This is a genomic window from Sphingobacterium anhuiense, assembly GCF_042686355.1.
GTDB lineage: Bacteria > Bacteroidota > Bacteroidia > Sphingobacteriales > Sphingobacteriaceae > Sphingobacterium > Sphingobacterium anhuiense.
Genome location: NZ_JBHUPE010000002.1, coordinates 267,539 through 280,756, shown reverse-complemented (window position 1 = coordinate 280,756; position 13,218 = coordinate 267,539). Strand labels below are relative to the sequence as shown.

Sequence of the window (13,218 nt, the reverse complement as noted above, 5' to 3'; positions counted from 1 at the left end):
GTTCTTTAGTTCTTTTTTCATAATAAGCTGAGTTAGATGTCAACTTATTTCAGGACGGGACAAATAAAATAAAAAAGCCTTCATCTTATACAGATGAAGGCTTTTTTTGTAAAAGATAATATTGAGCATGTCATCTTTAGGATGTTGCTCATGATGGATGGTGGACAGCTCAATACCTTAACTTTTTGAGGAAGTAAGATTAAATATAATTCATTTGTAGCGGCAGTAGAGAGAGGATTGTCATAGCTAAATGATGAATCTCAAAAAAGGTAAAAGAAAGAAGATGTCTTATATATGATGCAATTATAATTGTAAATAAAACAAATTTATCTAAGTTTGTTTTGTGTTTTAATGAAAATCCAAGTTCAAGTTTACATGACTTAACTAACGACGCGGATTGTCTTTTTTGTGAATAGCTTGCTGAAGGAATATTTACTGGACGGAAAAGCAAGATGTTGGAATTCGTATTAAATCATGCATAAATGAGATGAAGTGCTCCTGAAGTAATTATATTAATAATGAAAGTAAAATCAACAATAACTTTTTTAGTGATGACAGCGCTATTTGCTTCCTGTTCGACAGGTAGGTATGCCGTAACTGAGAAAGTCTATAAGAAAAAAGCAAAGTTACTTGCCAAAGAATATGCTACAAGTCCTGTTATCAACCAAGCTATCGGTAAATTACCGCTATCGGTTGAAAAAGAATGGATCGCATCGATAAACTTTGGGATTCGCAAACCAAACTATGTTGTCATTCATCATACTGCTCAGGATTCACTGGGACAGACCATACGTACCTTTCATTCTGAAAAGGCGGGTGTAAGTGCTCATTATGTTGTTGGCCGTACCGGTAAAGTGGTGCAGATGGTCAATGATTATTATCGTGCACATCATGCAGGAATTGGTAAATGGGGTAATGATACGGATCTAAATTCTTCTTCTATTGGAATTGAATTAGATAATAATGGAACAACAGATCCTTGGACAGATGCACAGATTAATGCGCTGACCGAGTTACTTTCGTATCTTAAAGTGAAATATAACATCCCTCAAGCAAACTTCATTGGTCATATGGACTTAGCTCCAACTCGTAAAAATGATCCATCACGATTTCCCTGGAAGGTATTAGCAGATAAGGGTTTCGGTTACTGGTACGAAGAATATCTGGAAACTCCCCCAATTGACTTTAATCCAAAACTGGCTTTGAGAATTATTGGATACGATGTGAAGAATTTGGATGCAGCTATTAAGGCTTTTAAACAGCATTACATCCAGACGAATGCTAATGTCGCTACGCTGAAGGAAAATGATCTGAAAATATTATATTCGATCTATAAGAAGTTCTTATAACAATAAAGAGCTCCAAATTTTGGAGCTCTTTATTGTTATTGTGACATCTATACCGTCTTCACATATTTGATATCGTAATTTTCAATGTCTATGATGTAGCCATTTTTAATTAAGAAATCAAATAATGGTTTGGCTTCTTCAGAAACGGCCATATTTTTTGTGGTGATAATCTTATTTTCTTTTTTCAATAAGTATGGGTATGCATATAGCTTGATATTCTTATTGAACATTCCCGAAATATAGGATAGAAGTTCATTGGTGTAATGCTCCTTGTTGTAATTATCCGAATTAAAGATATTTCTTAAATTGGAAACGTTGGTCGCAATACCAATATTTTTTGGTTTGAAATTATTGATAAACTCAGCAAGATGATTATTTCTTCTAAAATTGCTGACGATGATATTATTGCCTGTTGAACATAGCTCTTCGGCACGGTGTGCAAATTCTTCGAGATCTTTATCGGTAATGATATGATCCTCTTCAAGTACATTACCCATTAGTACCTCTATCAGGACTACCGTGTTTTCTGATGTTGCGCCTGTGTTTTTCTTAAATTGATCTACAGCAAGATTGAATAGATCAAAGTTAGGCAGAGATTTTTGTCTATATTTCGTTCTTAGAAGAATGATATTCTTTTTGTAAAGGTAATCTTTGATCTGTGCGGCTTTGCCATCTGGTTTAAAGATTGCGGCTTTTGCAAAACCTTTAGCAATGAGGTATAAATTGATCAATCTTTCATTGACATTTTCAAACAACGGGCCAGTTACTTTTACAAGATCAATTTCTACAGAGCCTACAGATAGATTGTCGACTAACGACTCAATCATCGTCTGCACGTTATCGGTATAATAATAGGCTGCGAAAAGGAGGTTGACTCCAATGATACCCAATACTTTTTGTTGTAGCTGGTTGTCGCTATCGAGCAGTCTTACGTGTATAATGATATCGTTGGTAGGGCCGTCGACTTCGTGTTGAAATCTGACACCAATCCAACCATGAGGTTCATTTGTTTTTGTAAAGTTTAGCGTAGTAACGGTGTCGGCAAAAGCGAAGAACTTTTTGTTACAGTATTTTTCACCATGTAAGCGCTTGGTTAATAAATCGAACTCGTGTTTTAGCATTTTCGTTAAACGCGTGCGGCTTACATATCTGCCATCCTCTTCTTCTCCGTAGATGGCATCGCTAAAAGTCATGTCGTAAGCCGACATTGTTTTGGCGATTGTTCCAGATGCCGCCCCTGCATTGAAAAAGTTACGTGCAACTTCTTGACCCGCTCCAATTTCAGCAAAGGTGCCGTAAATCTCCGGATTCAGATTTATTTTCAGTGCTTTTCTTTTGGTTTCAAATATTTCTCTTACCATGGTACAAAGGTACAAAAAATGATAGCCTGCAGAAAAGGAATAGGAGGGAAGATGATATTTGATCAATTTATAACAAAAGGGTTATTTTGATATCAAAATAACCCTTTTGTGGCCGGTCTGCATAAAATTTTAACTCAATTATGCTTAAAATATTTTCAATTTGTGAAAGGCATAAAATAAGGCTGAACTTTGAAGTGCCTGACCAAATTTATTTTGCAACAGCAATTCTTTTGCTTCCTCGATAGAAATCAAATAAACATCTATTTGCTCACTTTCATCCAGGTCTTGCTCCTGGGTCTTCTTTCCTCCCTGCATGAGGTAAGTATGTGTAATATTTTTACTTGTAGCAGGGTTGGCATAAAGTTCCGCAATTTTTTCAATCTTGGTAAAGGAATAACCTGTCTCTTCAAGCATTTCTCGCTCCGCTGTAAATTGTGGATCTTCTCCTTCTTCCATCGTTCCTGCCGGTATTTCAAGAATAACCTCGCCTGCAGCGTGCCTATATTGTTTGATGACGATCAACTTATTGTCTTCCGTTATACCGACCATATTGACCCAGTTTGGATATTCTAGCACATAATAATGATCATTAATACTGCCGTTAGGCAACTGACAGGTATCCCTCCGTAAGGTAGCCCAAGGTGCTTTTGAGATATATTCTGATGATAGTAATTTCCACTTTTCCATTCGTACGATTAAATAATATCGGCCATCATTCGGTCCACTTTTGTGGCTAACTCTTTTTGCAGCTGTTCATAGTGCGATTTAGCTGTTAATGGTGCTTTTACTGAGCAATAAAATTTTATTTTAGGTTCTGTTCCTGATGGTCTCGCAGAAATAACATCACCATCTACTGTGATAAATTGTAAGACGTCCGATTTCGGGAGATCAATGACTTTTTTAGTACCGGTGGCTATATCTATGGCGACCGAATTTTCATAATCACGAACTTCTACAACTGCGATGCCTCCTAAAGATTTAGGCAAATTGGCACGCAGGTTACTCATCATCGCTTTGATTTCTTCTGCACCTGCTTTACCTTTTTTAGTTAATGAAACTAATTTTTCTTGGTAGCATCCAAATTCTTGATACAGGTCAAGCAGAACTTCATACAAAGATTTGCCTTTCGATTTGTAATAGGCTGTCATCTCTGCTAAGAATGCGCATGCATTTGGGGCATCCTTATCACGTACAAGGCTTCCTACTAAGTAACCATAGCTTTCTTCTCCGCCAACTAAATATGTTGCTGAATCGCCTAATTTGGTCATTAGTTCGCCAATATATTTGAATCCAGTTAAGGTCTCGTAGTAAGGTACATTAAAATGATTGGCAATTTCAGCTTGAAGATTTGTTGTGACGATTGTTTTTACAACATAGGGATTGTTATTAAGTTGATTTTGTTCTTTTTTAGAACTTAATACATAATAAACAAGTAGACTACCGATCTGGTTACCGTTCAGTAATTGAAAACTACCTTTATCGTTTTTAACTGCGATTCCAACGCGATCAGCATCAGGATCTGTCGCTAGTACGAGATCAGCATCCAGCTCTTCACCTTTTTTCTTGGCCAATGCCATTGCATCTTCTTCTTCTGGATTAGGATAAATAACCGTTGGAAAATTACCATCGGGAGTGGCTTGTTCTTCTACAATGGAAACATTGTTAAATCCCCACGCTTCCAATAATTTTGGAACAATTGTAATTCCTGTTCCATGAATGGGAGAAAATACGATTTTAAGATCTTTCTGAGCTTCTACAGCCTCCGGGTGGATACTTAATTTTTTATTTTCATTAATGTAAATTTTATCAATTTCATCACCTACAGGTATAATATTTTCTGGAATTGGCTGAAATGATATTTGCGAAACGCTATGGATAGCATTAACTTCTGTAATGACATTTGTATCGTGCGGAGCTGTTAATTGGCATCCGTCGTTCCAATAGGCCTTGTAGCCATTATATTCTTTTGGATTATGTGAGGCGGTAAGCATGACACCACTTTGGCAGCCAAAGTGACGGATTGCAAATGATAGTACAGGTGTTGGACGCAGTTCATTAAATAAATATACTTGGATTCCATTTGCCGCAAATACATCAGCCACCAGCGTTCCTAGGCTTTGCGAGTTGTTGCGGCTGTCGTAAGCTACAGCTACTTTAATGACCTGATTTGGAAATTGCTTTTTTAGATAGTTTGCCAACCCCTGAGTTGCTTTACCGATGGTATACTTATTTATCCTATTGGATCCTACACCCATGATGCCACGTAAACCTCCTGTACCAAATTCTAAATCTTTATAGAATGAATCTGTTAGTTCAGTTACTTCGTTGTTATCAATTAAAATTTGTAAAGCAGCTCTTGTTGCTTCATCGTATTCTGAGCTAAGCCATTGGTTGACTTTTGCTTGTAATTCCTGATCCAGACTATTCATTGTTATTGTGAATTTAAACTGTCAAATTAAATATTTTTTAGGAATGTAATGCTTTTAATGTGAAATAAATCATTATTGTTAGGCATCACATCCACCATAAGCACGATCAAGTACCGTAAATATCCACTTACCATTTTTATTTGTGATGTGGAAAATAAGTGGAGCGTTTTTATCGGTTAGTATGACGCGGTAACTTTTAGCTTCTAAAGCTTTTAGTTTTTGAATTTCAGCATTTGATATTTTAGCATCCGAGATCTCGTTCATGAATTTTGCGGTATGCGATAGTTCTGTTGGATGTTGTTTGTTATTACAAAATAACCCCTTTTTATTCCAGGCTTCTTTTCCGCAGTCATATACCGGCAATTGCCCTATAGTAATCTTTCCTAAGAAATTGGTATGCGGATAAGGGTAATAATCGGGTATTGGATGATTGAAATCAAAAGCCACAGCATGTGTATAGATGGCTTGCACTCCAGGTCTATAGATGGTGTAATAACCGACCGTTTTGTCAATATAATTGTTTAAAGCCTTGGAATCTTGTTTGTTAAATGCTTGAATAATATTCATTATGGCCGCGTCTAATGATTCGCCCTGTGGTGCTTGTTCTTGGATCGTATCTGTTGAATCTGATGGGATCGGCAGTGTATCTTTTGCTATCGTATCGATAGAATCCAGTTGACTTTCCTTTTTTTCAGCAGTTCTATTGCAACTGCTGAAAAGAAAAACTGCAATGAGCCAGACTCCCAATATTTTTTTCACCATGGTTATTATCATCTACTTGAGCGGATTTTTATTAATCCGAGTTAATTACAAAAATAGAACAACGGTTGCTTTATTCAAATACGTTGTACGTTAATCTTAAATTAATTGACTTATTTAGTTTTGTTCGTTAAATTGTGTATGATTGTTTTTAGAATACTACGAGTTGAGGGCTTCCACCATTGCTCTAATATTTTTTCAATCGTTTCTTCCTCTTTTGCGCCGAGGTTTTCTAGAAGTTTTTTTCTGAAGTTCAATTTACAGGTTTTCCAGGTCTCTTTATCAAACTGTGTTACTGATTTGATCTTGCGTAAAGCGGCTGTGTGAATCGCATTTGCCGGCACGACTTCATCAACAAGACCGACTGCAAGGGCTTCTTGTGGAGACAGTAATTTCCCTTCGAGTAAAAAGCGATAGGCATTCCCTTTCCCCAGCCAAAAACTGTAGAGGTGAAATATACTTTCTGGTACAATTAATCCAACTGGAATTTCGTTTAGGCCGATAATAAAATTTCCTTCTGCCATGATCCTATAATCGCAACAGATTGCGATAACACATCCTCCTGCAGGGCTATGACCCGAAATTGCGGATACAATTGGTTTTGGGAACGAAGCCAGATCACGCGTTGTTTTGAAAAAGAGCGACCAGAAGGCTCTGATTTCGGTTTCATTGTATTCATATAATGTGATCAGATCTAAACCGGCGCTGAAAAAACCTTCTTTGCCATGAATGATAACACCTTCAATAGCTGGGTCGACTTTTAAATCGTTTATACAAGCATTTAGTTCTTCAAGCAGCACGGTATCCATGGCATTGGATTTTCCTCGGTCTAAAAATATGTTCGCGATACGGTCTTCCGTTTTGATTTGTATATGTTTCATATGTAAATAATTTGATTTTCAGCTGTCATATGGAATATCCAAAGTACATTTAAGCATGTTTGTGCAGTTGTACTACATGGATATTTCATAAGATTTCTGTTCTTGTAAATTTATTCAACCACATTTATATTAAGTTCTTTCCGGCCTACCTTTCCATTGAAGTCAATACCTTCCAAAATTATTGTATATGGACCTTTTTCGTCCGAAGTATAAAAATCGAAGCTTGCTTTTCCAACTTGATCGGTAATGATGTTGGGTTCCCAGTGTATTGTCGTTCTTAAATCTGAAACTATTCTTGATACATCTTTTGCTTCATAGCTCGGTTTATAAAATGTCCGACTCAGGTTAAAGCCTTTAGGTATAATGGTACGAATGCCTGTTGGTTTAAATGCAGTTGTAGCACCATTGCCTCTTTTTGTTGTGATTACAATTAAACCATTGCCTCCAAATGAACCATAGATTGCAGTATGATTAATGTTTCTCAGGACCTCAATACTCCCTACATCCGCGGCACTTAACATCGAGATCTGATCACCTTCGATGTACATGCCGTCAAGGACAACCTGCATAGGACCGTTGCCCCGGGTATTGTAAGGTACACCGTTCCTCCACATCACACCTGTGAGTCGTCCGACTAGACATTGTTCTAAAGTACTGCAGTTTGATAGATCCTCTTCTGTAAGTACTTGATCGGCATTGCCTGGTCCATTTAAGTTACTTGAATTGGCAACGGCCTTTTTTATTGCTGTGCGGGTAATTTTAACTTCTTCGAGTTGTATGGAGCGCTGTTTGAGTCCAGCGGCTTCTAGCTGTGCAAAGTAGGCTTGTGCACTTTTGATATTTCCTAAGTATTTGGTGTTTATATTGTTCAGTACTTCAGGTAAATTTTTATTGATACCATTTTCTGGTTCCTCGATTTCATCAAGCTCAATGTCCAGTCTATTTTTATCTTTATCGGATTTTGCCGTCATAATGAATTTGATACTGTCAGTAAATAACAGGTCATCAAAAGAAAATTTTCCAGCTTCGTTCGTCAGCGTATCAATGGCGGCAGTCATGTTGGTTGTAGGGATCAGGGTAACTGTTGCTTTTGGGACAACCGCTTTTCTACCAAGTTTTTTTATTGTTCCTGATATGGATATATTTTTTTCAAAATTATATTTTGGATCAGACACATCATCTATTTTTGTCCAGTCTAATTTTCTCCATCCTTGTATCAGCATCAGATTATCCAGATCACTTTTTTTAATGTCTTTGCTATCTGAAAAATAATAGTTGGGGTTTTCTATAAATCCATTTATTTCCGAACTTAAGAGCAAGGACGTATATATGCTGGATTTATAAGGAGTATCAATCTGGGTTTTATTGCTATTAACAACTGATGCTGATAATGAACCAACTCGAATGGAATCTGTGGTGTTTCCGCTTAAAACGGTAATGTTTACTTTTTGACGGGTTCCATAGGTGGGTTTATCAGCGGTTGCTTCGATAGGAAGAATCTTATCAGACCGATAGTTGAAAATCATTCTTTCTAGTAAAGGCTTTAGGGTTGCATCCAATATGGATAACTGTATAACTCCCTGAGGCAGATTTTGTCTGGGGATGGAAAAAAGGACTTCGTTTTTATTCAATTTTTGCTTGGAAACATGAAAGGTGTTTCCATTATATTGGGCGATAAGATAGATTTCTTGCTGATTGATTTGATCAGGGCTAGCATTAACCTGTACAAAGACCCTGTCATCAGTAAGATTGCCCACATTCATGTTTAGTCCTGACATCCTGATTGTCGGAAAAGGTGTTTCTGTTTTAGTGCCGTCGGTAAATGTCGCTATGGCTGTATATTTTAATTTTGCATCCAAAACAAAAGGATAGCTGACCATACCGAGCGGATTGGTTTCCATCTCGACTATCTTCTCCTTGTTGCTGTCCATAATGATGATGGCGCACTTTTCTCCCAATCCTTTACTATTAAGGGCTTTAAAGCCTATTTTAGTGTGTAGTTGGTTTATAATGTTGCCAGATTCGGGTAATATTTGCAAGCTGTTACTTGATTTATCTGCTGGAACGGTAAATGTTTTACGAATTATTATTCCGTCTATTGATTTAAAAGACAAATTGATGATTTCACCTGCAGGTATATCTTTAAGATCAATCAATAGCTGACCCTGCTGATCTGTTTTTTCGCGTGAGGCTCTTTGTTTTCCATTCTTGAGATGGGTTTTGTAGTTAATATTAATTTCTGGCAGGGGAACTCCTGATAATGTTTTTAGTTTTATTGCATAGTATTTTTTCTCTCCATCGAAGATGATTTCATCACCGGTCATAATATTATCCGAACGGCCGTTATAGATGGGCACCGTTTTGTCAAAGAAGTAGGCTGTACTATCATTTCTCATCCATTGTGTATATGCTCGTATACGATAGGAGCCCTCTATGAGGGTGTCTGATAATGCCAGATCCGCAATACCTAAACCAGCGGTTAAGGGAATTTTTAAGGTATTGACTGTTTTATTATCTGGAGATATTAAATCAATGTAAGCAACTTGGCTTACTCCGGATAAGAGGTTGTCTGGTGTAAGTGTGCAGTAAAGCTTCATCCAAATATTTTCGCCAGCGGAATAGCTTTCTTTGTCCATATGAACATGGATTTTTTCTTTTGGATTTCTTGCAGCATAATTTCCTAATTTATCGATGAACTGTCGGATATCCGTTTGTCCGAATGACATAAAAGGAATTATGAATAATAAACTAAAGAAGCTTGCCTTAAGATTCATACATTGAGGGTCAATAATTTGGAATAAATTACGAAAAATTATTAAATAATCCGTTGTTTCGAATTTGATATCAATGCAATTAGAAATTTTCTATCAATATTAGCTTAAAACAAATATCTTTGTGCTATGAATATCCTAATCATTGGTTCTGGCGGTCGTGAATCAGCCTTCGCCTACAAACTTTCGCAAAGTAAGCGTCTTCAAAATTTGTTTATTGCTCCTGGAAATGCAGGTACAGGTGCGTATGGTAAAAATGTAGCATTAAAAGTTACTGACTTTGACGGTATCGCAAGTTTTGTTCTTGAAAATGATGTCAACATGGTTTTGGTAGGCCCTGAGGAGCCTCTAGTAAAAGGTATTCATGACTATTTCTTGAACCGTGCCGATTTAAAACATATACCTGTTATCGGTCCACAGCAAGAAGGTGCGCAACTAGAAGGATCGAAAGATTTTTCTAAGCAATTTATGGACCGTCATGGTATTCCTACTGCCGCTTCACGTTCTTTTGATAAAACAAATTTGGAGGAGGGTCTTGCATATCTGGAAACTCAAAAGTTACCAATTGTATTGAAAGCTGATGGTTTAGCTGCTGGAAAAGGGGTGCTGATCTGTGAAACATTGGAAGATGCCAAGTTGGAACTGAAGGCGATGATCGCTGATTCTAAATTTGGTGCAGCGAGTGATGTTGTTGTTGTAGAAGAGTTTTTGAAAGGTATTGAATTGTCCGTTTTTGTTTTAACAGATGGTAACTCGTACAAAGTATTGCCTTCAGCTAAAGATTATAAGCGTATTGGAGAAGGGGATACAGGCTTAAATACAGGGGGAATGGGATCAATATCTCCAGTTCCTTTTGCGGATGAGGCTTTTATAAGTAAGGTTGAGGAGCGTATTATCAAGCCAACTGTTGAAGGATTAAAGAAAGATAATATTCCATATAAAGGATTTATTTTCATTGGCTTGATGAATGTTGACGGCGAACCATTAGTGATCGAATATAATGTGCGTATGGGTGATCCGGAAACAGAATCTGTTTTGCCACGTATTGAGTCCGATTTAATTGACTTATTAGAAGGTGTTGCTCAAGGTAATCTAGAAACACGCTCTTATACTGTTACTCCAAAAACGGCAGTAACTGTTATGCTGGTTGCTGGAGGATATCCTGGAAACTATGAGTCTGGTAAGGTGATTTCAAATATTGAAAATGTAAAAGAGTCGATTGTATTTCACGCAGGTACCAGCATGCAAGACGGTAATGTTGTGACTGCAGGAGGTCGTGTTATCGCAGTAACGACATTGCAAGATACGTTATTTGATGCTCTTCAACAGGCAACTGCTGATGCTGGAAGAATCTATTTCGATGGTAAATATTTCCGCAGAGACATCGGTTTTGATTTGATTTAAAAAATTTTTCAATTCTTTTTTGGAAGATTAATAAAAATATCTATATTTGCATCTCCAAACAGGGAAGTATCCTATTGGAGATGCCAAATGGCCCGTTCGTCTAGGGGTTAGGACGTTAGATTTTCATTCTAGAAACAGGGGTTCGATTCCCCTACGGGCTACGAAAGCGACTTAAGAAATTAAGTCGCTTTTTTTATGTCCATGTTTTTCTAAAAAAACCTGTATGATTTTTTCTATCTGTATAAATGCAATTTTGCAAAGCGCAAAATGAATAGTAAAAACTTAATAAATCAACACATAAATTCATGCTCAAAGCGTGTGCATTAACAAAAAATAATGCGGATGTTCAGGTGCTAGATCGACATGTTCCTTTGGCACTTGGTTTGCGTATTTAAAAGTGTGAATGTGCTATGGTCTACAGGTTCAGATTCTGGATTTAGAGCCATTATAAGGCGTCAAGAAAAAGTGTCATAGCATTTTAGAATTCGTATTTGGGAATCGATGCTATGAAATATTTAATGGAATTATTTTTGGAATAAAATCAAACTTTTTGGTCATGCAAATGGCGAAAGGGGTAGTTAGATTAGATAAGGAGGAAATATGATAGGTATTGTAGGAGGTGTTGGTCCTTTAGGAGGGCTTGACTTGTATAAGAAAATTATTGAGGAAACTATAGCGCTGTCAGATCAGGAACATTTACCCGTTATGCTTTACTCATTTCCGAACTTAATTGGTGATCGATCGGAATATTTAAAGGGACATTCCACTGTTAATCCTGCTCTAGCTTTAGCAGCAATCACACGACAGATGGAAAGTGCGGGTGTTAATATTGTTGGTATTCCGTGTAATACTGCTCATGCAGATCCTATATATGGTGTGTACGAACAGGAATTAGCCAAAACGAACCAAAAGATTAAAATACTGCATCTCGTTAATGAGACGATTTCTTACATGAAGGCATTATATTCAAAAGCAAAAGTTGGTATCCTTTCCACTACAGGTACGCGTAACAGCGGGCTTTATCGAGATTTGTTACTGAAAGAAGGTTTCGAAATCGTAGAACCAAGTGAAGATTGGCAAGAACGGATACATGCTGCTATATATGATAAGGAATATGGAATCAAAGCGCAGTCAACTCCTGTTACCAACAAGGTACGTCTGGAATTGCATAGCGCGATGGACGAGTTGAAAAAAGGAGGGGCAGAAATTATTGTCTTGGGATGTACTGAACTGCCACTCGCTCTTCCAGAAAATGATCATAATGGCATGACCTTAATTGATCCCAATCGGATATTAGCAAGAGCACTTATTTATGCTTTTTCACCTGATAAATTAAAATAATCCTTCATTATTTTAAGTATGGAAGTTTTCCCCGCGTCTTTTAAATAAATTCTAGGAGCTGATTTGTCAATCTGTCATGTTAAATAGTCCATTATTTTATTGATTTCTAGCTTGGTATGCTATTTGTATGTTTGAACATATAATTATAATCAAATGCAAAAGATAATACATAAATCAGAAAAACGTGGTCATGTTGACTTTGGATGGTTGAAAAGTGCCCACTCTTTTAGTTTCGGAAATTATTTCGATCAGGATAAGGTTAATTTCGGAGCATTACGTGTTTTGAATGATGATTTTGTTGAAGCAGGAAATGGTTTTGGACGTCATCCTCATGATAATATGGAGATTGTCAGTATCCCGTTAGCGGGTGTTTTGGCACATCAGGACAGTATGGGAACTAGTCGTGATATCCAGACCGGTGATGTGCAGATTATGTCCGCAGGAACTGGCGTTACGCATTCTGAATTTAATGGTAGCAAAGTAGATCCTGTTAAATTTCTTCAAATTTGGGTTATCCCGAGTGAAAGACAATTGACTCCAAGTTATGATCAGAAGTCGTACTTGGATTTAGATCGAAAAAATAAGTTTGCGACGATCGTTTCTCCTAATAAAGCAGATACTCAAGCGGTATTTATTAATCAAGATGCTTATTTTAATTTAGCAGATATTGAGGTGGATACTACCGTTAATTATCAATTGCATAGCGAAGCAAATGGTGTTTACGTATTTGTTTTAGAGGGGGCTATCGAAATAGCAGGAGAAAAGTTAAATCGCAGAGATGCGGTTGGAATTTGGGAAATAAACGAAATTGATATGCGTGCTACAGCGGATGCTCAAGTTTTATTGATTGAAGTACCCATGTTTTAAATTTCTAGATACATAGTAAAAAAGTGTCAGTATCTAAAGATACTGACACTTTTTTA

Annotated in this window: 10 protein-coding genes and 1 tRNA gene; 5 read left to right on the top strand and 6 right to left on the bottom strand. The window is 37.0% G+C overall.

The genetic code is table 11. The annotated features are described in order from the left end of the window. Window positions 1-518: 518 nt before the first annotated feature. Entirely contained in the window at window positions 519-1,349 is an 831-nt protein-coding gene (locus tag ACFS6I_RS04400; RefSeq protein ID WP_380918428.1) for an N-acetylmuramoyl-L-alanine amidase, read from the top strand. 47 nt (window positions 1,350-1,396) lie between these two features. Here the strand turns inward: ACFS6I_RS04400 and ACFS6I_RS04395 are convergent, their stop codons facing one another. The 6 genes from ACFS6I_RS04395 to ACFS6I_RS04370 form a co-directional block, all read right to left on the bottom strand. Continuing rightward, window positions 1,397-2,710: a hypothetical protein gene (locus ACFS6I_RS04395; RefSeq protein WP_021189151.1), complete on the bottom strand. Its 1,314-nt coding sequence runs from the start codon at window positions 2,708-2,710 to the stop codon at window positions 1,397-1,399. A 144-nt stretch (window positions 2,711-2,854) separates the two neighbouring features. Further along, window positions 2,855-3,397: an NUDIX hydrolase gene (locus ACFS6I_RS04390; protein ID WP_380918426.1), complete on the bottom strand. Its 543-nt coding sequence runs from the start codon at window positions 3,395-3,397 to the stop codon at window positions 2,855-2,857. Between the two features lie 8 nt (window positions 3,398-3,405). After that, entirely contained in the window at window positions 3,406-5,139 is a 1,734-nt protein-coding gene (locus ACFS6I_RS04385; RefSeq protein WP_380918424.1) for a phospho-sugar mutase, read from the bottom strand. 78 nt (window positions 5,140-5,217) lie between these two features. Continuing rightward, on the bottom strand, window positions 5,218-5,901 hold the full coding sequence (locus tag ACFS6I_RS04380) for a hypothetical protein (protein WP_380918422.1): 684 nt from the start codon (window positions 5,899-5,901) through the stop codon (window positions 5,218-5,220). Window positions 5,902-6,011: 110 nt separating this feature from the next. Continuing rightward, window positions 6,012-6,779: an enoyl-CoA hydratase/isomerase family protein gene (locus ACFS6I_RS04375; protein WP_380918420.1), complete on the bottom strand. Its 768-nt coding sequence runs from the start codon at window positions 6,777-6,779 to the stop codon at window positions 6,012-6,014. Window positions 6,780-6,889: 110 nt separating this feature from the next. Next, complete coding sequence (locus tag ACFS6I_RS04370; RefSeq protein ID WP_380918418.1) at window positions 6,890-9,505, bottom strand: carboxypeptidase-like regulatory domain-containing protein; 2,616 nt, start codon at window positions 9,503-9,505, stop codon at window positions 6,890-6,892. Window positions 9,506-9,679: 174 nt separating this feature from the next. Here ACFS6I_RS04370 and purD point away from each other — a divergent pair, with 174 nt between their 5' ends. From purD to ACFS6I_RS04350, 4 genes are all read left to right on the top strand, one after another. Further along, window positions 9,680-10,954 carry a phosphoribosylamine--glycine ligase gene (gene purD / locus ACFS6I_RS04365; protein WP_132771710.1) on the top strand — a complete coding sequence of 425 codons (1,275 nt, stop codon included), beginning with the start codon at window positions 9,680-9,682 and terminating at the stop codon, window positions 10,952-10,954. Between the two features lie 89 nt (window positions 10,955-11,043). Beyond that, window positions 11,044-11,115 (top strand) — tRNA-Glu (locus ACFS6I_RS04360). Between the two features lie 439 nt (window positions 11,116-11,554). Further along, a complete protein-coding gene (locus tag ACFS6I_RS04355) occupies window positions 11,555-12,295 on the top strand; it encodes an aspartate/glutamate racemase family protein (RefSeq protein ID WP_380918416.1) in 741 nt (246 codons plus the stop codon). Between the two features lie 153 nt (window positions 12,296-12,448). Continuing rightward, window positions 12,449-13,162: a pirin family protein gene (locus ACFS6I_RS04350; RefSeq protein WP_380918414.1), complete on the top strand. Its 714-nt coding sequence runs from the start codon at window positions 12,449-12,451 to the stop codon at window positions 13,160-13,162. The last annotated feature ends 56 nt before the right edge of the window (window positions 13,163-13,218 follow it).